The following is a 21,708-nucleotide window of genomic DNA, read 5'->3' as shown; positions in this document are numbered from 1 at the left end:
CCCCCGAGGAGGCCTCCCCTCTGTGCATACCGGTCGGTATGCTCGGCCGCACAGTACGAGCGTCACCGTCGCCGCCACCGGGAGGACCCGTGTCCCGCACCGCCCTGCGAATCTGCCCCCTGTGCGAGGCCACCTGCGGGCTCACCCTCACCATCGAGGGCACCCGTGTCACCGGCGCCCGCGGTGACCGCGAGGACGTGTTCAGCAAGGGGTTCATCTGTCCCAAGGGCGCCTCCTTCGGCGCCGTCGACGGCGACCCCGATCGGCTGCGCACCCCCCTCGTGCGCAAGGACGGCGAGCTGCGCGAGGCCACCTGGGAGGAGGCCTTCGACGCGGTCGCCGCCGGTGTCCGTGCGGTCGTCGAGCGCCACGGCCCGAACGCCGTCGGAGTCGTCCTCGGCAACCCGAACGTGCACACCATGGCCGGTGCCCTCTACCCGCCGGTGCTGCTCGCCGGCCTCGGCACCCGCAGCGTCTTCACCGCGTCCACGGTCGACCAGATGCCCAAGCACGTCTCCAGCGGACTCCTCTACGGCGACGCGAACGCCATCCCGGTGCCGGACCTGGACCACACCGACCATCTGCTCCTGATCGGCGCCAACCCCCTGGAGTCCAACGGGAGCCTGTGCACAGCCGCCGACTTCCCCGGCAAACTCAAGGCCCTCAAGGCCCGCGGCGGCACCCTCACGGTCATCGACCCGCGCCGCACCCGCACCGCAAAGCTCGCCGACCGGCACATCGCGATCCGCCCCGGCACCGACGCGCTGCTCCTCGCGGCGATGGCGTACGTCCTGTTCGAGGAAGGCCTCGTCGACACCGGGGAGTTGACCTCGCACCTCCAGGGCCTGGACGAACTGCGCGCGGCCGTCCAGGACTTCAGCCCCGAAGCCGTCGCCGGAGCCTGCGACGTGGACGCCCCCACGATCCGCACCCTCGCCCGCGAACTCGCCGCCGCCCCCACCGCCGCCGTATACGGCCGCATCGGCAGCTGCACCGTCCCGCACGGCACCCTGGCCAGCTGGCTCGTCGACGTCCTCGACATCCTCACCGGCAACCTCGACCGCCCCGGGGGCGCCCTCTTCCCGCAGGCCGCCACCGACCGCACACCCCGCCCGGCCGGACCGAGCCACGGCTTCACCCTCGCCCGCTGGCACTCCCGGGTGAGTCGACACCCCGAGGCGAAGGGCGAGTTGCCGCTGTCCGCCCTCGCCGAGGAGATCGACACCGCCACCGACGAGGGCGAGCCGATCCGCGCCCTCATCACCTCCGCCGCCAACCCCGTGCTCTCGGCGCCCGACGGCGACCGTCTCGACAAGGCCCTGGACTCCCTGGACTTCATGGTCAGCATCGACCCGTACCTGAACGAGACCACGCGCCACGCCACCGTCGTGCTGCCCCCGCCCCCGCCCTCGCAGAGCCCGCACCACGACTTCGCCTTCAACACCCTCGCCGTGCGCAACCAGGTCCGCTACACCCGCCCCGCCGTCCCCCTGGAGCCCGGCCGCCTGTCCGAGACCGAGATCTTCGCCCGGCTGATCCTGGCCGCCACCGGCATGCACGGCGCCGACCCGTCCGCCGTCGACGAGATGGTCATCGGGCAGACCCTCGGCAAGGCGGTCAAGGAGCCGTGGTCGCCCGTGCACGGCCGCGACCCGAAGGAACTCGCCGCCCAGCTCACCGGCGTGAGCGGCCCCGAGCGGCGGCTCGACATGATGCTGCGCCTCGGCCCCTACGGCGACGGCTTCGGCGCGCGGCCGGACGGGCTGAGCCTGGAGCAGTTGCTCGCGCATCCGCACGGCATCGACCTCGGTCCGCTGCGGTCGCGTCTGCCGCAGCCGCTGAAGACCAGGAGCGGAAAGGTCGAGCTGCTGCCCCAGCCGATCGCGGACGATCTGCCGCGGCTGCGGGCGGCCCTGGACCGGCTCCCGGACGACCTCGTCCTCGTCGGCCGCCGGCATCTGCGCTCCAACAACAGCTGGATGCACAACGTCCCGGCCCTCACCGGCGGCACGAACCGCTGCACGCTGCACATCCACCCCGAGGACGCCGAGCGGCTCGGCGTGCGGGAGGGGGCGGCCGTACGGGTCAAGGGCGCCGGGGGAGAGGTGACCGCTCCCGCCGAGGTCACGGACGCGGTGCGGCCGGGCGTGGTGAGCCTGCCGCACGGCTGGGGCCACGACCGGCCCGGCACCCGCATGAGCCATGCCGCCACCGATCCCGGCGTCAACGTCAACCAGCTGCTCGACGGCAGCCTGCTCGACCCGCTGTCGGGCAACGCGGTCCTCAACGGAGTGCCGGTGGAAATCGCCGCCGTGACCGAAAAGCTCAGCCCTGTGACCTGAGCAAAGCCGTGACCTGCAGTTTCGCGCTTATTGCTCACGCATCAACGTCTTGTTAACGCCGTTTGAACGGACCTAACGTTCCTCGCACCGCCTGCCCGGTGGGATGTTCAAGGGCGAACGTTAGGTATCCACTCATGCTGACCATCCTCGGCTTCGCCATGATCGCGACCTTCCTGGTCCTGATCATGCTGAAGAAGATGTCGCCGATCGCGGCGCTCGTGCTGATCCCGGCACTGTTCTGCGTCTTTGTCGGGAAGGGCGCCAAGCTCGGCGACTACGTCATCGACGGCGTCACCAGCCTCGCGCCCACCGCGGCGATGCTCATGTTCGCGATCGTCTACTTCGGTGTGATGATCGACGTCGGCCTCTTCGACCCGATCGTTCGGGGAATCCTCAAGTTCTGCAAGGCCGACCCGCTGCGGATCGTCGTCGGTACGGCCGTCCTCGCCGCGATCGTGTCGCTCGACGGCGACGGCTCGACCACCTTCATGATCACCGTCTCGGCGATGTACCCGCTGTACAAGCGCCTGAGGATGAGCCTGGTCGTGATGACCGGTGTCGCCGCCATGGCCAACGGCGTGATGAACACCCTGCCGTGGGGCGGCCCGACCGCCCGCGCCGCCACCGCGCTGAAGCTCGACGCGAGCGACATCTTCGTCCCGATGATCCCGGCGCTCGCCATGGGCCTGCTCTTCGTCTTCGCCCTCGCCTACGTGCTCGGGCGCCGCGAGCGCAAGCGGCTCGGCGTGCTGACGCTGGACGAGGTGCTGGTCGAGGAGAAGGAGACCGAGACGGTCCTCGTGGGCGCCGGCTCCGGTTCCGGCAAGGGCGCCAAGCGCACAGGTGGCTCCGGTTCCGGGACCGACGCGGACCTCCCCGCGGACGAGGACGACGGCCTCCAGGGCCTCGACCCCGACCGGCCCACCCTGCGCCCCAGGCTGTACTGGTTCAACGCGCTGCTCACGGTGGCCCTGCTCACCGCCATGATCATGGAGTGGCTGCCGATCCCGGTGCTGTTCCTGCTCGGTGCCGCGCTGGCGCTCACCGTCAACTTCCCGCACATGCCCGACCAGAAGGCCCGCCTCGGCGCCCACGCCGAGAACGTCCTCAACGTCTCCGGCATGGTCTTCGCCGCCGCCGTCTTCACCGGCGTCCTGCAGGGCACCGGCATGGTGGGCAGCATGGCCAAGTGGCTGGTGGACAACATCCCGGACGGGATGGGCCCGCACATGGCCTTCGTCACCGGCATCCTGAGCATCCCGCTGACGTACTTCATGTCGAACGACGGCTTCTACTTCGGCATCCTCCCGGTGCTCGCCGAGGCCGGCCAGGCCCACGGCGTCTCGTCCCTGGAGATCGCCCGCGCCTCGCTCGTCGGCCAGCCGCTGCACATGTCGAGCCCGCTCGTCCCGGCCGTGTACGTCCTGGTCGGCATGGCCAAGGTGGAGTTCGGCGACCACACCAGGTTCGTGGTCAAGTGGGCCGCGCTCACATCACTCGTGGTCCTCGGGGCAGGGATCCTCTTCGGCATCATCTGACCGTCCGGACCAGGGAATCCGGCTTGGCACAAGGGAATTCAGGAGGATCCGCACATGGGGCCCGGGAGGAACCGCGGCTGGCTGCTCCGCCTCGTCATCGCCTTCGGCTTCACGCAGGGGGCGGTGTCGATGGCCCGGCCCGCCGTCTCCTACCGGGCCCTCGCGCTGGGCGCCGACGAGCGGGCGGTCGGCGTCATCGCGGGCGTGTACGCGCTGTTGCCGCTCTTCGCCGCGGTGCCGCTGGGCCGCCGCACCGACCACGGCCGCTGCGCACCCCTGCTGCCGGTCGGCGTGGTCCTGATAGCGGGCGGCTGCGCGCTGAGCGGACTCGCGGGCTCCCTCTGGGCGATGGCGCTCTGGAGCGGAGTGATGGGCCTCGGCCACCTCTGCTTCGTGATCGGTGCCCAGTCCCTCGTCGCCCGCCAGTCCGCCCCGCACGAACAGGACCGCAACTTCGGTCACTTCACCATCGGTGTCTCGCTCGGCCAGCTGGTCGGCCCGATCGCGGCGGGCGCACTGATCGGCGGCCCGGACATGGCGGACACCAGCACCCTGGCCCTCGTGGTGGCGGGTGCGGGAGCCGCGGTCGCGTTCACCTCGCTGTGGCGCATCGAGGACCGAACGGCCGTCAAGTCCCGTACCGCACAAGGCGATCACGTCCCGGTCAGCAGCATCCTGCGCGCCCCGGGTGTGCCGGGGGGCATGCTCATCAGCCTCTCCGTGCTGTCCGCCACCGACATCCTCACCGCCTATCTGCCGGTGGTCGGTGAACACCGCGGCATCGCGCCCTCGGTGATCGGTGTACTGCTCAGCCTGCGCGCGGGCGCCACCATCGCCTGCCGCCTCGTCCTCACCCCGCTGCTGCGGCTGCTCGGCCGGCCGCTGCTGCTCACCGTGACCTGTCTGCTGGCGGCCCTGCTGTGCGCCGGGATCGCGCTGCCGATGCCCGTGTGGGCGCTCGGCGTGGTACTGGCCGCCCTCGGCTTCTGCCTCGGCGTCGGGCAGCCGCTGTCCATGACGACCGTCGTCCAGGCGGCCCCGGACGGTGCCCGCTCCACGGCCCTCGCCCTGCGTCTGACCGGCAACCGCCTCGGCCAGGTCGCCGCGCCGACCGCCGCGGGTCTGGTCGCGGGGGTCGCCGGCGTGGCGGCACCCTTTGTGATGCTCGGGGCCCTGCTGTTGTTTTCGGCGGGCAGCGCCCTGCGTGCGCCGGCCGCTCCGGGCGGCGGTCAGGTAGCGGGGGCAGCTCCGGGCGGGCGCCCGGCCGGTACTCCCTTGCGCCGGTCGAGGGAAATCTGACGGCGAGTCGGGTGGTGCTGCCGCGACACGCCGGGCGGATGTGAAAGAGAGTCAGATGAAAGAGCGATTTGTATGAAAATCGTCTGACTCGGAGGAACGTCCATGCGCACCTTGATGCCCCCGTCCGCCGGCGTACGTCTCGGCGCCGCGGTCTTCACCGTACTCACCGCGGCCGGGGCCTCCTGGTCCGCGACGACGGCCGCCGTGGCCGCCCCCGGCGACGGTGCCGACATCAGGATCCACAGTGAGCGGGTGCCCTACGGGGTCTCGAAGGACGACCCCGTGGTCTGCAAGTTCTATCTCGACGCCGCGAACTTCGGCGACCTGACGACCGTCTCCTACACCATCACGGCGCAGCCCCCGCTGCCCACCGCGGCCACCGTGAGCGGCACGATCTCCCTGGCCGGCGGTGCCGGTCACACCGACACCCTCGGGCTGGCCGACGGCAAGTACACACTCCAGTGGATCGTGCCGCCCACCACACCGCCCACGACGCCCGTCCCGCCCAAGCAAAAGATCTTCAGCGTCGACTGCCACGGCAGGCACGACCGAGGGCAGGCGGGCCCGAGCCACACGATCGAGGACCACGGGCCGAAGGGCGGCGTCCACGCCGGCGGCGGCGGGCTCGTCGACACCGTGCAGGCGTACACCCCGCTGAGCGCGGCCGCGGGCGTCGGGCTGGTCGCCGTCGGCGGAGCCGTGTACGTCCGGACGCTGCTGCGCCGCCGCTCCCACGGTGCCGAGTAGGACCTGTCCGGCGCCCCCCACCGGGGGAGTGCGTGCCCGACCCCACGACGCCCGCATGGTCCGCCGGGCAGCTCCCGGGCGCAGGCGACGACGCAGGCCCTGGCACCGGACCCGCGCCTACCGCCTCACCAGGACGGCCATGATCGTGGCCGCCCTGGTGACGGTCTTCCGGTGCGGGGGGCATCACCACCACCCGACCGAGTCCGTCCGGGCCGGGGGGCCGGCGCCCGCCGAGGCTCCTGCCGAACCGGCCCCGGGCCCTGCCGACGGGCGCCCCCGGACCTCCGAGCCGGCCGCGCCCGCACAACCCTCCACGCCGCCCCGGCCACTGCCCCGGTCACCGGCGACCGCCCTGCGCGTACCGTCCCTGGGCATCGACGCGCCGGTCATCGGGGTGCGGGTCGGCGCCGACCGGCAGCTGGAGACCCCGCCGCTCGACAAACCCAGACTCGTCGGCTGGTATCAGGACGGGCCCGCACCGGGCGAGACCGGCACGGCCATCGCAGTCGGCCACCGCGACACCAGGACCGGCGCCGCGGTCTTCGCCGCCCTCGCGCAGGTGCACCCCGGCGGCCGGATCGAGGTCCGGCGCGCCGACCGCCGCATCGTCGTCTACACCGTGGACCGCGTACGGGTCTTCGACAAGGACCACTTCCCCGACAAGGAGGTGTACGGCCCGAGTTCACGCCCCGAGCTGCGGGTGCTGACCTGCGGCGGCCTGTTCACCCGGAGGACCGGCTACTCCAGCAACGTCGTCGTGTTCGCCCACCTCACGGCGACCCGCTGACCCGGCGCGCGCCTCTCGCAATCGCCGCGTCCGTTTTCTCGCTGGGCGGAACGAAGGACCCGATTCCGTCAGGTGTCTTCCCCCGAGCGCGTACGGTCCGTTAGCTTCCGTGACTCACAGCCCGTGCGACCCGTACGGGCCGTTCGACCGCAGAGCCTCAGGACTCGCTCAGTACGCCCTCGGGGGCAGTGCCATGACACGCGCCATCTCTCTGCACGACGTGAGCAAGACCTACACGCGAGGAGTTCGCGTGGTGGACGGGCTGTCGCTGGACATCCACCCCGGCGAATTCCTCGTGCTGCTCGGGCCGTCCGGTTGCGGCAAGTCCACCGTGCTCAGAATGATCGCCGGTCTGGAGGAGATCACCGAGGGCAGACTGCTGCTGGACGGCGAGCACTCCAACGAGCTGCCCCCGTCCGACCGGAACATGGCGATGGTGTTCCAGAACTTCGCCCTGTACCCGAACATGACGAGCCGCGGCAACATCGGCTTCCCGCTGCGCGTCGAGAACCCCGGCGAGGACCCGCGCCCACGCGTCGACGCCACCGCCCGGATGCTCGGCATCGAGGACCTCCTCGACCGCTTTCCCAGCCAGCTCTCCGGCGGGGAATGCCAGCGCGTCGCCATGGGCCGTGCCATCGCCCGCCATCCCTCCGTCTTCCTGATGGACGAGCCCCTGTCCAACCTCGACGCCAAGCTCAGAAACCGCCTCAGGGCCGAGATCTCCAAGCTCACCCGGGAGTTGGGCGTCACCACGGTCTACGTCACCCACGACCAGGCCGAGGCCATGTCGCTCGGCGACCGGGTCGCCGTACTGCGCGGAGGGGTGCTCCAGCAGCTGGACACCCCGCGCATGGTGTACGCCCTGCCCCGCAACGTCTTCGTCGCCGCCTTCATCGGCACCCCGCGCATCAACCTGCTGCGCGGCCTGGTCCGCGCTCCGCTGGACGGCGCGATGACCATCAGCCTCGGCAAGCAGTATCTGCGGCTGCCCGAACCTCTTTGCCTGGACCATCAGTTGCTGCGGGTGCAGCAGGGCCGCGAGGTGATCGTCGGGCTGCGCTCGGAGGCCGTGCGGATTGCCAAGCCCGCCTCCGCCCGGCCCGGCGAGGTGGCGCTCACCGGTCTGGTGGAGCATGTGGAGTTCCAGGGCCACGAGGTTCTCGTGCACTTCAACACCGGCTCGCAGCCCGCCGTCGTACCGGACCTGGAGGCGCCGCGACCGGCCTCCCGCCCGTCCCGGCGCCGTCGGCGGGAGGGCGGGCCGACCGTCCTGGAGCGGTTCCGGGACCGGGCGGGGGCGCTCCGCGCGGGGCCGGTGGTGGTCATGGACGACCCGGGGGACGCCCGGCCCGCCGACCCTGGGGCCACGGAGGCCCGCCTCCCGGGGGATCTGGTGGTTCGCACCACCCCCGACATCGAGCTCCGCCATGGCATGCAGGTGCCGCTGCTGGTGGACATCGCCCACCTCTTTGTCTTCGATCAGCATGGGGAGCGGATTTGTCCGGCTCCGGCACGGCTGCCTGATCTGGAGGATTAACGGGCGCTTCGCGGGGTGCCGGTATGGGTTGTTTGGCGTCTGCGGGTGTGTGGGGGGCTTGTCGCGCAGTTCCCCGCGCGCCTGAGTGGGGTGCTGTGACTGGCGGCCGAAAACTAACGTCGCTAGTTTATGTGGCTGTCGGTAGGTTTTGATGTGGACGACGCAGCCCGCACCGGAGGAGCACCATGAAGGCACACGACGGCCTGTACATCGACGGCGCCTGGCGCCCCGCCGCAGGTCAGGATGTGATCGATGTCGTCAATCCGGTCGACGAGCAAGCGATCGGCAGGGTTGCCGCCGGGACGGCGGAAGACGTCGATGCTGCCGTAAGGGCCGCCCGCGCCGCCTTCCCCGCCTGGGCCGCGACCCCGCCCGCCGAGCGGGGCGCCCGGCTGGCTGCGCTGAGGGACGTCCTCGTCGCCCGTAAGGACGAGATCGCGGAGACCGTCACCGCCGAGCTCGGCTCGCCCCTGTCGTTCTCGCAGAACGTGCACGCGGCCGTGCCGATCGCGGTCGCGGGCTCGTACGCCGAACTGGCTGCGACGTACGCCTTCGAGGAGAAGGCCGGGAACTCGACCGTCTACCTGGAACCGGTCGGCGTGGTCGGTGCCATCACGCCCTGGAACTACCCCCTGCACCAGATCGTGGCCAAGGTCGCCCCGGCCCTCGCGGCGGGCTGCACGGTGGTCCTGAAGCCCGCCGAGGACACCCCGCTCACCGCCCAGCTCTTCGCCGAGGCGGTCCACGAGGCGGGGCTCCCCGCAGGCGTCTTCAACCTGGTCACGGGTCTTGGCCCGGTCGCGGGCCAGGCCCTCGCCGAGCACCCGGGCGTCGACCTGGTCTCCTTCACCGGCTCCACGGCGGTCGGCCGGCAGATCGGCGCGACGGCGGGTGCGCAGGTGAAGAAGGTCGCCCTGGAGCTGGGCGGGAAGTCAGCCAACGTCATCCTGCCGAGCGCCGACCTGGCCAAGGCGGTCAACGTCGGCGTCGCCAACGTCATGTCCAACTCCGGCCAGACCTGCAGCGCCTGGACGCGGATGCTCGTGCACCGGGACCAGTACGAGGAGGCCGTCGGGCTGGCCGCCACCGCCGCTGCCAAGTACGGCGACCGCATCGGCCCGGTGGTGAACGCCAAGCAGCGGGCCAGGGTGCTGAGTTATATCGACAAGGGCCTGGCCGAGGGTGCGCGGCTGGTGGCCGGCGGCACCGAATCCCCGCGCGAGCAGGGCTACTTCATCTGCCCGACCGTCTTCGCCGACGTCACCCCCGAGATGACGATCGCCCAGGAAGAGATCTTCGGCCCGGTCCTCTCCATCCTCCGCTACGAGGACGAGGAGGACGCCCTGCGCATCGCCAACGGCACGGTCTACGGCCTCGCGGGTGCCGTCTGGGCGGGCGACGAGAGCGAGGCGGTCGCCTTCGCACGCCGCCTGGAGACCGGCCAGGTCGACATCAACGGCGGCCGCTTCAACCCCCTTGCCCCCTTCGGCGGTTACAAGCAGTCGGGCGTCGGTCGCGAACTCGGCACGCACGGCCTCGCCGAGTACCTCCAGACCAAGTCCCTGCAGTTCTGAGGAGCGTAGCCATGGTTCGCGCAGCAGTCCTTCCCGCCGTGGGCGCCCCGCTGGAGATCACCGGCATCGACCTCCCGGACCCCGGCCCCGGCCAGGTCCGCGTCCGCCTCGCCGCCGCCGGGGTGTGCCACTCCGACCTGTCCCTGTCCAACGGCACCATGCGGGTACCGGTCCCCGCCGTCCTCGGCCATGAGGGCGCCGGGACGGTCGTCGCCGTCGGCGAGGGCGTCGCACATGTCTCACCGGGCGACCAGGTCGTCCTCAACTGGGCGCCGTCCTGCGGCAGTTGCCACGCCTGCACGCTCGGCGAGGTGTGGCTGTGCGCCAACGCGCTGAACGGGGCGGCGGACGTGTACGCCCACCGTTCCTCCGACGGCTCCGACCTCCACCCCGGCCTGAACGTCGCCGCGTTCGCCGAGGAGACGGTCGTCTCGGCGGGCTGTGTCCTGCCCCTCCCGGAAGGGATCCCCCTCACGGACGCCGCCCTCCTGGGCTGCGCGGTCCTCACCGGCTACGGCGCCGTCCACCACTCGGCGCAGGTCCGGCCGGGCGAGACGGTGGCGGTGTACGGCGTCGGGGGAGTGGGCCTGGCCGCGCTCCAGGCGGCCCGGATCGCCGGCGCCGCACGCATCGTCGCGGTCGACGTCTCCCCGCAGAAGGAGGAGCTGGCGCGCGGCGCGGGCGCCACGGACTACGTCATCGCCTCCGACACGACGGCCCGCGAGATCCGTGGGCTGACCGACAAACAGGGCGTCGACGTGGCGATCGAATGCGTGGGCCGCGCGTCCACCATCCGCACGGCCTGGGACTCCACCCGCCGCGGCGGCCGCACGACGGTCGTAGGCATCGGCGGCAAGGACCAGCAGGTCACCTTCAACGCCCTGGAGATCTTCCACTGGGGCCGGACCCTGGCGGGCTGCGTGTACGGCAACTCGGACCCGGCGAAGGACCTCCCGGTGCTGGCCGAACACGTGCGCGCGGGCCGCCTGGACCTGGGCGCACTGGTGACGGAACGGATCGGCCTGGACGGCATCCCGGCGGCGTTCGAGAACATGCTGGCGGGCAAGGGCGGACGGGCGCTGGTGGTCTTCTGATCAAGTTTCTACGGGACATCCGGGGCTCACTCCGGATGTCCCGTACAACCATCGTGCACACCCGTTGACCCCATACCGTCCGGTCAGTATGTTCGCCGCCAACGTCCCCACCGCACCCATCGGAGTGTGCACGCATGGACATGGCCCCCTCCGCTCAATCCGCTCCCACGACCGGCCTCCCCACGGTCAACCGCCGCCGCGTAGCCACCGCCGCCGCCCTCGCCTCGGCCGTCGAGTGGTACGACTACTTCGTCTTCGGCATAGCCGCCGCCCTGGTCCTCGGCGACCTGTACTTCCCGGCCGGCAGCCCCACCGCCGGAGTCCTCGCCGCCTTCGCCACCTTCGCCGTCGGCTTCCTGGCCCGCCCGCTCGGGGGCATCGTCGCAGGCCAGCTCGGCGACAAACGGGGCCGCAAACCGATGCTCGTCCTGGCCTTGACCCTCATGGGCGTGGCGACCACCGGCATCGGCCTGCTCCCCACCTACGAAACGATCGGCGTCGCCGCCCCGATCCTGCTGGTCCTGCTCCGCGTCGTGCAGGGCGTGGCGGTCGGCGCGCAGTGGGGCGGCGCGATGCTGCTGGCCACGGAGTACGCCCCCGAGGGCAAGCGTGGCGTCTACGGCAGTGTCGTCCAACTGGGCGTCCCGATCGGCGTGGTGACCGCCAACACGGTCTTCCTGCTCGCCGGAGCGTTCACCACCGACTCGGAATTCGCGGCCTGGGGCTGGCGACTGCCGTTCCTGGTGGGCCTGTTCGTACTCGCGCTCGCCTGGTACATCCACCGGCACGTCGAGGAGACCCCTGAATTCCGCCAGGCGGAACGGGAGTTGGCGGAGAAGGAGAAAGCGGAACAGAACTCACCCCTGCGCACGGTCCTCCGCAACCACCTCGGCACGGTCCTCCTCGCGGGCGGCTCCTTCGCCGTGAACACCGCGACCTTCTACATCCTCATCACCGGGGTCCTCGACTACACGACCCGCGACCTCGGCATGAAGCGCGACGCGGTGCTCACCGTCTCCCTCTGCGTCAGCCTCACCCAGCTGGTCCTGATCCCGGCCGCCGCCGCCCTCTCCGACCGCATCGGCCGCATCCGGATCTACGCGTTCGGCGCGGTCGGCATCGCCCTGTGGGCGGTCCCGATGTTCCTGCTGATCGACACCGGCTCACTGCTCTGGCTGGCGGTCGCCACCTTCGTCGCCGGCTGCTTCCTCAGCGTCATGTACGGCCCCCAGGCCGCCCTGTTCGCCGAGCTGTTCACGCCCGAGATGCGCTACACGGGCGCCTCCCTCGGCTACCAGATCGCGGCCGTGCTCGGCGGTGGTCTCGCGCCCTTCGTCATGGTTCTGCTGCTGGAGGCGACGGGCACCTCGATGGCGGTGTCCGGCTACATCATCGCCCTGTCCGTGATCGCCCTGCTGTCCATCAAGGTCCTTGCGGGCAGGGTGCGTTCAAGCTGATTCCGAGGCGCCCTCGGGCTGTGGCGCCGGAGTGCTCTCCGGCGCCACGGCCCGCACGGCGGCAGCCGGCCGCGAACGCGAGACCGCGACGCCCGCCAGACACAGCACCCCGCCCCCCAGCGTGAGCAGCCCCGGCACCTCGCCCAGCGCCAGCCACGACATCAGTACGACCAACGCCGGCACCGCGTACGTGGTCGCTCCCATCCGACTGGCGGTCGTACGAGCCAGTGCGTAGGCCCAGGTGGTGAAGGCGAGCGCGGTCGGGAACACGCCCAGGTACACCATGTTGAGCGTCGACGACACCGGCGCGTCGGCCGCCTCGCTCACCAGCTGCCCGGCGAACGGCAGACACCCCACCGCCCCGACGAGACACCCGAACGTCGTCACCTGCAGCGCACTCGCCTTCGCCAGAGCGGGCTTCTGCGCGACGACACCGCCCGCATAACCCACCGCCGCAAGCAGACACAGCACCACCCCGAGCACCGACGACCCCCCGCTCCCCGACATCGACAGCCCGACCGCCACCGCCCCCGCGAACGACACCGCCATCCCCGCAAGCAGCCGCGGCGGCATCGGATCCCCGAGCAGCCGCGCACCGAGCAGGGCGATGAGGATGGGCCCGATGTTCACCACCAGCGCGGCCGTACCGGCGTCGACCTGCTGCTCGCCCCAGTTCAGGACGACCATGTAGAACCCGAACCACAATGCGCCGGATATCGCGATCCCCCGCCAGGCGCTCCGCGGCGGCAACCCCTCACGTCGCAGCAGACAGATCACCCCGAGCGAAACCGCCCCGGCGGACAACCGCCCGAGCGCCAACGCCCCTGGCGAGTACGCGTCCCCCGCACTCCGGATCGAGACGAAGGCGGAGGCCCACAATACGACGGTCACTGCGGCGGCAGCGGGGGCGAGCAGGTTGGTACGACGGGAGTTCATCATGCTCCAGAGGTTAGGAGGGGGAGTGGGGCAGGGGCTCGCGGATTTCGGACGGCGCACAGCAGCGGCTTCTAAGGGGCGCGGGGCTGTATCGATATGCGGCTCCGCCGCGTGGGCGCGACAAGCCACGACGCACCCGCAGACGCAAACGGCTCACCGGAGCGCCGCTGCATCTACACCAAGCAGCTCCCACAACGCCCGCTCCCCCGACGGAGTCACCTTCACGGCCCGCTCGGACCCGATCCGCACACACCACCCCGAGTCCAGCGCATGCCGACAAAGCGCCGCCCCCGCAACCCCCGCCAGGTGCGGCCGCCGCTCAGTCCAGTCAAGACACGCACGGGCCAACGGCCGCCGCCCCCGGCGGTCGAGGGAGAGGCCGATGGTGTCGAACCACCGAACCCCCGCGTCCGTCAGGGCAAACCCCGTGTCCTGCCGCAACAGCCCGCGCAGCGACAACGCATCCGTCACCGCGATCCCCAGCCGCCCCGCGAGATGGTCGTAACAGGTCCGCCCCCGTGCCATCGCCGACCCGGCACTCGACTCCCGGAGTCCCCGCGGCCGTACCGCATCCCCCGGCCCCACCTGCGCGGCAAGGTCCTCCACCAGCTGGGCGACGCCCGCGTCGGCGAGACGCACGTACCGATGCCGGCCCTGTCGTTCCTCGGCGAGCAGGCCCCCGGCGACGAGCTTGCCCAGATGTTCGCTCAGCGTCGACGCGGCGACCCCCGCATGACGTGCCAGCTCACTCGCGGTCCATGCCCGCCCGTCCAGCAGCGCCAGCAGACACGTGGCCCGCGTCTCGTCGGCCATCAGCCCGGCGAGCCGGGCCAGCCGCGGTGCCTGGGGTTCCCTGGTGGTCATGCGCCCCAGCATGGGACACGGACACTTCGGCGGTCGCCGAACTGTCGCTAGACGGTCCGGTTCACCTGCTCAAACTGCTGCACCAGGCCGTCGAGCAGCGCCGTGAGGCCCGTCTCGAAGGCCCGCTCGTCGATCTTCTCCTGCTGCTCGGCGAGCAGATGCGCCTGGCCGAGGTGCGGATAGTCGGCGGGGTCGTACGCGCTCTGGTCGTCCACGAAACCCCCGGCGAAGGAGCCGAGGGCGGAGCCCATGATGAAGTACCGCATCAGCGCGCCGATGGAGGTGGCCTGTGCCGGCGGCCAGCCCGCGTCGACCATCGCGCCGTAGACGGCGTCGGCGAGGCGCAGTCCGGCCGGGCGGCGGCCCGGACCCCGGGCGAGCACGGGGACGATGTTGGGGTGGTCGCGCAGCGCGGCCCGGTAGGAGACGGCCCAGTCGTGCAACGCGGTGCGCCACTCGCGGCCGTCCTCGAACATCGACAGGTCGACCTGCGCGCTCACCGAGTCGGCGACCGCCTCCAGGATCTCGTCCTTGGTGCGGAAGTGGTTGTAGAGCGAGGGTCCGCTCACCCCCAGTTCCGCGGCGAGCCGACGCGTGGAGACGGCCGCGAGGCCCTCCGCGTCCACCAGCGCGCGTGCCGTCTCGACGATGCGGTCGGTGCTGAGCAGGGGCTTGCGCGGTCGGGCCATGGCGCACATAGTAGGGCTGCGCGGCCGAAACTAGCAGTGCTAATTTAAATGTGCAGGATTGTGCAGGATCTCGCGAGTGGGGTGACCGGTCATGAATCTGGGGCTCAGTGACGAGCAGGAGGCCGTCCGGCGGCTCGCGAAGGACTTCGTGGACCGCGAGATCGCCCCGAACGTCATCGCCTGGGACCGGGCCGAGGAGGTCGACCGGTCCATCGTGAAGAAGCTCGGCGAGGTCGGCTTCCTCGGTCTGACCGTCGACGAGGAGTACGGCGGCTCGGGCGGCGATCACCTCGCGTACTGCCTGGTCACGGAGGAGCTCGGGCGCGGTGACTCCTCCGTGCGCGGCATCGTGTCCGTGTCGCTCGGACTGGTCGCCAAGACGATCGCCGCCTGGGGGAGCGAGGACCAGAAGCGGCAGTGGCTGCCGGGGCTCACCTCCGGTGAGTACGTCGGCTGCTTCGGCCTCACCGAGCCGGGCACCGGCTCCGATGCCGGCAACCTCTCCACGCGCGCGGTGCGCGACGGCGACGACTACGTGATCAACGGCGCCAAGATGTTCATCACGAACGGCACCTGGGCCGATGTGGTGCTGCTGTTCGCCCGCTCCACGGACGCCCCCGGCCACAAGGGCGTCTCCGCCTTCCTGGTCCCGACCGACACCCCCGGTCTGACCCGCCGCACCATCCACGGCAAGCTCGGCCTGCGCGGCCAGGCGACCGCCGAGCTCGCCCTGGAGGACGTCCGCGTGCCCGCCTCCGCGATGCTGGGGGAGGAGGGCAAGGGCTTCTCGGTCGCCATGTCGGCCCTGGCCAAGGGGCGGATGTCGGTCGCGGCGGGCTGTGTGGGCATAGCCCAGGCCGCGCTGGACGCGGCGTTGAAGTACGCAGGCGAGCGCGAGCAGTTCGGGAAGTCGATCGCGCAGCACCAGCTCGTCCAGGAGCTGATCAGCGACATCGCCGTCGACGTGGACGCGGCCCGCCTGCTGACCTGGCGGGTCGCCGATCTGATCGACCGCGGGCAGCCCTTCGCCGTCGAGTCCTCCAAGGCCAAGCTCTTCGCGTCGGAGGCCGCCGTCCGCGCCGCCAACAACGCCCTCCAGGTCTTCGGCGGCTACGGCTACATCGACGAGTACCCGGCGGGCAAGCTGCTGCGCGACGCCCGTGTGATGACCCTCTACGAGGGCACCAGCCAGATCCAGAAACTGCTCATCGGGCGTGCCCTGACGGGGGTTTCGGCGTTCTGAGTACCTGAGCTGAGTATCTCGGCGGATGTGGCACCGGCCACATCCGCCGACGCTTGTCCCCATGAGTGACACATCCGGCAAGCAGCAGAACACCGCCGCCTTCTACGGCCAGGCCGTCGCCTCGTTCGCGATCGCCATGGCCGCGACCGCCATCGGCATCTTCCGGCTGAACGCCGACGCCTGGGTGCGGGCGTTCCTCGGGATCGCGGTCCTGTACCTCGTCACCTCGGCCTTCACCCTGGCCAAGGTGATCCGGGACCGGCAGGAGGCGACGGAGCGCGCGTACCACCCCTTTGAGAAGCTCTGAAAGCCCTGAGCGGGGACTCTAAGCGCTCGCTCACCTTCAGCGGTATGGTGGAGGTTCTGTCGGTGAGAGGGGCGAACAAGCGATGAGTACGGCGGAGGAGACGGCAGGCGGCGAGACGTCCGCGTGGGGTGAGGTCACGCCCGACGCGGCCCGACGGCTGCTGATCGCCGCGGTGGAGGCCTTCGCCGAGCGCGGGTACCACGCCACGACGACCCGTGACATCGCGGGCCGCGCGGGCATGAGCCCCGCGGCGCTCTACATCCACTACAAGACCAAGGAAGAGCTGCTCCACCGGATCAGCCGGATCGGTCACGAGAAGGCCCTGGAGATCCTGCGGACGGCGGCCCGGCGCGAGGGCACCCCGACCGAGCGGCTCGCCGACGCGGTGAGCTCCTTCGTCCGCTGGCACGCGGGCGGCCGCACCACCGCCCGGGTCGTGCAGTACGAGCTCGACTCGCTCGGTCCGGACGCCCGCGAGGAGATCCTCGCGCTGCGCCGGCAGTGCGACGCCGAGGTGCGCGGGATCATCGAGGACGGCATCGCCTCCGGCGAGTTCGACGTGCTGGACGTCAAGGGCACCACCCTCGCCGTCATGTCGCTCTGCATCGATGTCGCGCGCTGGTTCAATGTCGACGGGCCCTGGACGCCCGACGAGGTCGGCGCGCTCGACGCCGACCTCGTGCTGCGCATGGTGGGGGTCAAGTAGCCCGCCGGGCCGCTGCTCAGACGTAGAAGCGGGCCACCGACTCGGCCACGCAGACCGGCTTGTCCCCGCCCTCGCGCTCCACGGTGTAGGCGACGGCAAGCTGGACCCCGCCCGGGACGTCCTCGACGCTGCTGATCCTCGCGGTGGCGCGCAGGCGCGAGCCGACCGGCACGGGGGCGGGGAAGCGGACCTTGTTGGTGCCGTAGTTGACGCCCATCTTCACGCCCTCGACGCTCATCAGCTGGGGGCCGAAGAGCGGCAGCAGCGACAAGGTGAGATAGCCGTGCGCGATCGTCGTCCCGAAGGGCCCGGCCGCGGCCTTCTCCGGGTCGACGTGGATCCACTGATGGTCGCCGGTGGCCTCCGCGAAGAGATCGATCCGCTTCTGGTCGATCTCCAGCCAGTCGGTGTACCCCAGCTGCTCGCCCACCGCCGCCTTCAGCTCGTCGACGGACGTGAAGATCCTCGGCTCTGCCATGTCCCGGCCTCCCATGCCTCGCTCATATCCTGAACATCGTGCCTAAGCAACTGCTTAGCATGGTCGCCTGCGAAACCAATGTCAACGGACAACGGCCGGGTACGGATGGGTAGGGTTCGAGGGGTGCCCCAGATTCCAGAGAAGATCCACGAGCTCACGGTCGGCCAGCTCGCCGCGCGCAGCGGCGCCGCCGTCTCCGCCCTCCACTTCTACGAGTCCAAGGGCCTGATCACCAGCCGACGGACCACGGGCAACCAACGCCGCTACCACCGCGACACGCTGCGCCGGGTCGCCTTCGTGCGCGCCGCACAGCGTGTCGGCATCCCCCTGGCCACCATCCGGGAGGCGCTCGCCGAGCTCCCCGAGGAACGCACCCCCACCCGGGAGGACTGGGCCCGTCTCTCCGAGGCCTGGCGTTCCGAACTCGACGAACGCATCAGCCAGCTCAACCGGCTCCGCGACCATCTGACCGACTGCATCAGCTGCGGCTGCCTCTCGCTGGACGGGTGCGTCCTGTCCAACCCGGACGATGTGTTCGGCGAACGGCTCACCGGGTCGCGGCTGATGGTGGAGCGCAGGGGGAAGCGCACCTAGCCTGCGCTGCGTCGCCCGCGTGGCGCGGGTCGCCTTGCAGCCCGCGTAGCTGCGGGCAGTCGTGCCGCTAGGGGCGGCTCCCGACCCAAAGAAAGCGGCACCCCGCGAGCGCGGGCAAGCGAAACCGCCTGCCCGCACCAGCGCCGGGCGCCACGCACCCCCGTTCACTCGTACTCGGTCCCGCCCTTCCGTGTCAGATAGGCCGGACTGACCGCCTTCGCGATCGCCCTGCCCCCGGTCACGGCGCTGTACCGCTCCACCGCAGGCCGGATCACCACGCCCTCCCGCAGATGCAGCCCCCGCCCCGACACGGTCTCCCGCCCGCTCGCAACCTCCAGCACCCGCTCGATGTCGTACGCCCCCTCGAACAGCCGCGGCACCAACGGCAGCTCCCCGCCCAGCAGTTCGGCCGCATCCAGCCACCGCACCGTGCCGCCGATCTCCGCGGAGACGTCGAACACTGCGTATCCCAGGCTGTCGCGCCGCCCGTCCGCGCCGTACGTCAGGTCCTGGACCCCAGCCCCGTACACCTCGCCGAAGATGCCGACCCGGCGCGCCCCCAGCCGCTCGGCGAGCCGCGCGGCGGCCTCGGCGACGCCGTGGCCGTGCATGGCCCGCCAGTACAGATTGCGCGGATCCTCCTTCAGGGCGAGGGACTTGGCGCCGAAGCCCTTGGAGGAGACGTGCACGCGGTCCTCGTCGGCGAGATAGGTGAGCAGGCAGGCCGAGCCGTGCAGTTTCTCGGTCAGGACCACAGCCTCGCCCGGTGTGAAGATGTCCGGAAACCGCTGGATATTCTCGATGTCCACCCAGGGCAGCAGTTCGGGCGCGGACTCGACCTCGCCGTTCATCGTGGGCGGGATCGGCGGCACCCACTTGGTGATGCCGAGCCGCTCGGCGAAGTCCGTCCCGTCCAGCGCCGCCCGCGCCAGGTCGACGTCCGCCAGCGCCTTCGGCCGGCACACGATGCCCTGCGACAGCTCACCACGCAGCCGCACCGCCTTGACCCGGTCCGCGTTGCTCCCCGCCAGCCGCCCGGTCAGCCCCAGCTCCTCGATCAGCCCGGTGGGCAGGACGGACTGCTCGGGGATGTACACGGCGGCGTCGCCGGTGCGGTACGCGCCCTTGGCGACGACGGCCCGGTAGAGGCCGACCTGGGCCAGTTCGAGCGCATCGGCGTTCGGATGCTCGTGGACGGTCAGCACTTCGGCGGTGACGCGGAGCGTCGACATGCGGGACTCCTAGGTTTCCGGGGTCGCTCGGTTCGGTTTCATCGCCTCCCAACTGTCCGGACGGGAAACGGGTGGAGCGAGCGGATTAGCGGCTGGTAACGTCGCGATCTTCGGCCGGCCGAGACGCCGCGCACGGAGTCCTGACGGGATCAACTCCCATGTCCTCAGCCGCCCTTGACGCCGCCCTGGCCGACATCGACAGGGTCTTCGACGGTTTCGCCAGTCTCGACGAGACCGGTTGCGGGTATTGCCACGCACCCGAGGAGACCGCGTATCTGCGTACGCCGCATGTGCGGATACCGGTGGACGTGGTGCGGTACTACCTCTTCGAGGTCCCCGACCACTTCGACGACCATGCTGCCGCCATGCGGCGCCTGCTGCCGCAGGCGGCCCGGGCGATGACCGACGGCTCCCTGGGCTCGATCGGCTACGGAGCCCACGGGCTGACCAGGGTGGACTGGCGCTCCTGGCCGGTGGAGCAGGCCGCCGCGATCGAGGCGTTCCTGCACGCCTGGTGGCAGGACGCCCTCAGCAGGCCCGACCCGCCCTACGGCATCGATGACATCTTCGACACCTGCGCCACGATCGCCGGAACCGTGACCCCGTTCCTGGACGGTTGGGGCCGCAGCCCCGTCGCCGACGCGCACCTCGCCCACTGCACCGACGTCTGGCTGTACGACCTGCTGTCCGACCTCTCCCCGTTCTCCTGGTGGTACGACGACAGCGAGGACGCCGGCCTCGCGGACCTGCGCAGCTGGCTGGCCGGCCCCGGCGCGGCCCGCCTCCGCGCCCAGGGCGAGCCCGACCTGGCGATCCGTGCCGCGCTCCTCGCCCTGCCCTACGACGAGCGCTGGGCGCACCCGTACCGGGCCAGTGCTTCGGCGACCAACTGAGCGTTGGACAGGGCCCGTTCGCCATCCGGCAGGAACAGGGTGTCCTCCAGGCCGATCCGGGTCGCGAGCCCGAGCCGCCCCGCAAGCCGCAGCACCGGCCACGCCCCGCCGTCCTCGCCGTGCAGCAGCACGGGGGCGGCCGGGTGCGGGCCCAGGGCCGTGATCAGCGCACGCGCTGTCTCCTCCGCCGTGTCCGGCGAGGTGTCCGTCACCTCGGCGAGTACGCGGACCACTCTCGGGGCCAGAGGCGAGGCCGCGAACCGTATCGCCCCGTCCGTCCCTGACCAGATGCCGGCCTCGACCTCCACGCCCAGCTCGAGCAGTGCGGCGGCGATCTGCTCGGCGCCCTCCTCGTGCCAGTTGACCGAGGCGTGGTCAGGGAGCTCGGAGAGTGTGGCCCAGCTTTTGACGCGCTCCAGCCGTGCCGCGGGATCCGGTTCCGCCCAGGCGCCCGTGGTCACGCCCACCGGCACCGACACGCGCGCTCGTACGGCGTCGAGCACCGGGCCGATCACGCGGGGCGACAACGAGTCGCGCCCGCAGAATGTCTTGGGGTGGACATGGATGTCCGTGGCCCCGGCCGCGACGGCTTGCGCGGCGGACTCGGCCAGCGCTTGCGGAGTCAACGGCACCATCGCACCGTCGTTGGCCCCCCGGGGCCCGTTGAGACACACCTGCACCATGTCTCGATGGTGCCAGTCACCACTGACAACGAGAACCAGCCGACAAAGAGGGACATACAGGGGGTGCGGCATCCCCGGCGCACCCCCGCCGTACTAGGCCGACACGAGCAGCCTTCCGCGCCTTGCGTCCGCCAGGGCCTCGGGCTTGAGCACGGGCCGTGGCACGAGAATTCCGCAGTGAGTGCAGACCGGACCCGCAGAGGGTTCGTGGTCCAGGTCGTACTTCCAGATCAGGCGCTCCGCGCCGCACACCGGGCAACCGGTACCCGGTTCGTGCTCCAGGCCGGAGATCAGCCGGCGCAGCACCTCCGCCAGCGGTTCGCGGGGGTGCACCCGCGGGTCGTCGCACCAGGCGACACCGAAACCGCCCCAGGTCAGCCGGTGCCAGTCGTCCACCGTGCCCGGTCGGCGCAGCCCGTCGTGCTTCTCCTTCTTGCGTCGCTCGGCGAACTCGACCTCGTAGGCGAGCCAGACGGAACGCGCTTCTTCCAACTCCTCCAGTGCGGCCACGAGCCGCGCCGGGTCGGGAGAGCGGTCCTCGGGACCGAACCCTGCCCGGGAGCACAAATGGTCCCAGGTCGCCCTGTGCCCGTAAGGGGCAAACCTCTCAAGGCACTTGCGCAGTGAGTAGCGCCGCAGTGCGAGATCGCACCGCGGGTCGCGGACCTGTCTCGCCAGACTCCGGAAACCGGCCATCGCCCTGCA

21 protein-coding genes are annotated in these 21,708 nt (G+C 71.1%); 14 read left to right on the top strand and 7 right to left on the bottom strand.

All coding sequences use genetic code 11. The annotated features are described in order from the left end of the window. The first annotated feature begins 89 nt into the window (after positions 1-89). The 9 genes from ACWDAG_RS24790 to ACWDAG_RS24750 all read left to right on the top strand — a co-directional run bounded on the left by ACWDAG_RS24790 (position 90) and on the right by ACWDAG_RS24750 (position 12,378). Complete coding sequence (locus ACWDAG_RS24790) at positions 90-2,342, top strand: molybdopterin oxidoreductase family protein (RefSeq protein ID WP_450697746.1); 2,253 nt, start codon at positions 90-92, stop codon at positions 2,340-2,342. 134 nt (positions 2,343-2,476) lie between these two features. Continuing rightward, positions 2,477-3,880, top strand: coding sequence for a CitMHS family transporter (locus ACWDAG_RS24785; RefSeq protein WP_450697745.1), 1,404 nt, complete (start codon positions 2,477-2,479; stop codon positions 3,878-3,880). Positions 3,881-3,934: 54 nt separating this feature from the next. Next, the gene (locus ACWDAG_RS24780; protein WP_450697744.1) at positions 3,935-5,179 is read left to right on the top strand and encodes an MFS transporter; all 1,245 of its coding nucleotides are present in this window, start codon (positions 3,935-3,937) and stop codon (positions 5,177-5,179) included. 102 nt (positions 5,180-5,281) lie between these two features. Beyond that, positions 5,282-5,926, top strand: a complete 645-nt coding sequence (locus tag ACWDAG_RS24775) for a hypothetical protein (protein WP_450697743.1) — start codon at positions 5,282-5,284, stop codon at positions 5,924-5,926. 55 nt (positions 5,927-5,981) lie between these two features. Then, a complete protein-coding gene (locus ACWDAG_RS24770; RefSeq protein ID WP_450697742.1) occupies positions 5,982-6,713 on the top strand; it encodes a class F sortase in 732 nt (243 codons plus the stop codon). A 193-nt stretch (positions 6,714-6,906) separates the two neighbouring features. Next, on the top strand, positions 6,907-8,253 hold the full coding sequence (locus tag ACWDAG_RS24765; RefSeq protein WP_450697741.1) for an ABC transporter ATP-binding protein: 1,347 nt from the start codon (positions 6,907-6,909) through the stop codon (positions 8,251-8,253). Between the two features lie 185 nt (positions 8,254-8,438). Further along, complete coding sequence (locus tag ACWDAG_RS24760; RefSeq protein WP_450697740.1) at positions 8,439-9,827, top strand: aldehyde dehydrogenase family protein; 1,389 nt, start codon at positions 8,439-8,441, stop codon at positions 9,825-9,827. Positions 9,828-9,838: 11 nt separating this feature from the next. Continuing rightward, positions 9,839-10,921, top strand: a complete 1,083-nt coding sequence (locus tag ACWDAG_RS24755) for a zinc-binding dehydrogenase (protein ID WP_450697739.1) — start codon at positions 9,839-9,841, stop codon at positions 10,919-10,921. 134 nt (positions 10,922-11,055) lie between these two features. Beyond that, positions 11,056-12,378: an MFS transporter gene (locus tag ACWDAG_RS24750; RefSeq protein WP_450697738.1), complete on the top strand. Its 1,323-nt coding sequence runs from the start codon at positions 11,056-11,058 to the stop codon at positions 12,376-12,378. On the opposite strand, the gene ACWDAG_RS24745 is transcribed toward ACWDAG_RS24750, so the two are convergent. From ACWDAG_RS24745 to ACWDAG_RS24735, 3 genes are all read right to left on the bottom strand, one after another. Further along, positions 12,370-13,314: a DMT family transporter gene (locus ACWDAG_RS24745; protein WP_450697787.1), complete on the bottom strand. Its 945-nt coding sequence runs from the start codon at positions 13,312-13,314 to the stop codon at positions 12,370-12,372. The two genes, ACWDAG_RS24750 and ACWDAG_RS24745, sit on opposite strands and share 9 nt — an antisense overlap. Before the next feature lie 153 nt (positions 13,315-13,467). Continuing rightward, on the bottom strand, positions 13,468-14,190 hold the full coding sequence (locus ACWDAG_RS24740) for an ArsR/SmtB family transcription factor (protein ID WP_450697737.1): 723 nt from the start codon (positions 14,188-14,190) through the stop codon (positions 13,468-13,470). Between the two features lie 35 nt (positions 14,191-14,225). After that, positions 14,226-14,867 (bottom strand): TetR/AcrR family transcriptional regulator, encoded by a 642-nt coding sequence (locus ACWDAG_RS24735; RefSeq protein ID WP_450697736.1) that lies wholly within the window; start codon positions 14,865-14,867, stop codon positions 14,226-14,228. A 91-nt stretch (positions 14,868-14,958) separates the two neighbouring features. Here ACWDAG_RS24735 and ACWDAG_RS24730 point away from each other — a divergent pair, with 91 nt between their 5' ends. The 3 genes from ACWDAG_RS24730 (at position 14,959) to ACWDAG_RS24720 (ending at position 17,123) form a co-directional block, all read left to right on the top strand. Next, entirely contained in the window at positions 14,959-16,110 is a 1,152-nt protein-coding gene (locus tag ACWDAG_RS24730) for an acyl-CoA dehydrogenase family protein (protein WP_450697735.1), read from the top strand. 61 nt (positions 16,111-16,171) lie between these two features. Then, positions 16,172-16,417 (top strand): YiaA/YiaB family inner membrane protein, encoded by a 246-nt coding sequence (locus tag ACWDAG_RS24725; RefSeq protein ID WP_030946212.1) that lies wholly within the window; start codon positions 16,172-16,174, stop codon positions 16,415-16,417. Between the two features lie 82 nt (positions 16,418-16,499). Then, the gene (locus ACWDAG_RS24720; protein ID WP_450697734.1) at positions 16,500-17,123 is read left to right on the top strand and encodes a TetR family transcriptional regulator; all 624 of its coding nucleotides are present in this window, start codon (positions 16,500-16,502) and stop codon (positions 17,121-17,123) included. Between the two features lie 16 nt (positions 17,124-17,139). On the opposite strand, the gene ACWDAG_RS24715 is transcribed toward ACWDAG_RS24720, so the two are convergent. After that, positions 17,140-17,601 carry a MaoC family dehydratase gene (locus ACWDAG_RS24715; protein WP_450697733.1) on the bottom strand — a complete coding sequence of 154 codons (462 nt, stop codon included), beginning with the start codon at positions 17,599-17,601 and terminating at the stop codon, positions 17,140-17,142. A gap of 123 nt (positions 17,602-17,724) precedes the next feature. On the opposite strand from ACWDAG_RS24715, the gene soxR reads away from it, so the two are divergent. Continuing rightward, positions 17,725-18,195 (top strand): redox-sensitive transcriptional activator SoxR, encoded by a 471-nt coding sequence (soxR, locus tag ACWDAG_RS24710; RefSeq protein ID WP_450697732.1) that lies wholly within the window; start codon positions 17,725-17,727, stop codon positions 18,193-18,195. A gap of 164 nt (positions 18,196-18,359) precedes the next feature. On the opposite strand, the gene ACWDAG_RS24705 is transcribed toward soxR, so the two are convergent. Then, entirely contained in the window at positions 18,360-19,427 is a 1,068-nt protein-coding gene (locus ACWDAG_RS24705; protein WP_450697731.1) for an RNA ligase (ATP), read from the bottom strand. A 158-nt stretch (positions 19,428-19,585) separates the two neighbouring features. Between ACWDAG_RS24705 and ACWDAG_RS24700 the strand changes: the two genes are divergently transcribed. Continuing rightward, positions 19,586-20,320, top strand: coding sequence for a hypothetical protein (locus ACWDAG_RS24700; protein ID WP_450697730.1), 735 nt, complete (start codon positions 19,586-19,588; stop codon positions 20,318-20,320). Here ACWDAG_RS24700 and ACWDAG_RS24695 read toward each other — a convergent pair. After that, positions 20,266-21,003: a 3-keto-5-aminohexanoate cleavage protein gene (locus ACWDAG_RS24695; protein WP_450697729.1), complete on the bottom strand. Its 738-nt coding sequence runs from the start codon at positions 21,001-21,003 to the stop codon at positions 20,266-20,268. The two genes, ACWDAG_RS24700 and ACWDAG_RS24695, sit on opposite strands and share 55 nt — an antisense overlap. 93 nt (positions 21,004-21,096) lie before the next feature. After that, a complete protein-coding gene (locus ACWDAG_RS24690) occupies positions 21,097-21,699 on the bottom strand; it encodes a hypothetical protein (RefSeq protein ID WP_450697728.1) in 603 nt (200 codons plus the stop codon). Between the last annotated feature and the right edge of the window lie 9 nt (positions 21,700-21,708).

The organism is Streptomyces sp. NPDC001157, from assembly GCF_053598255.1.
The sequence above is the reverse complement of the archived record's forward strand: the minus strand, read 5'-3'. Positions and strand labels throughout refer to the sequence as shown.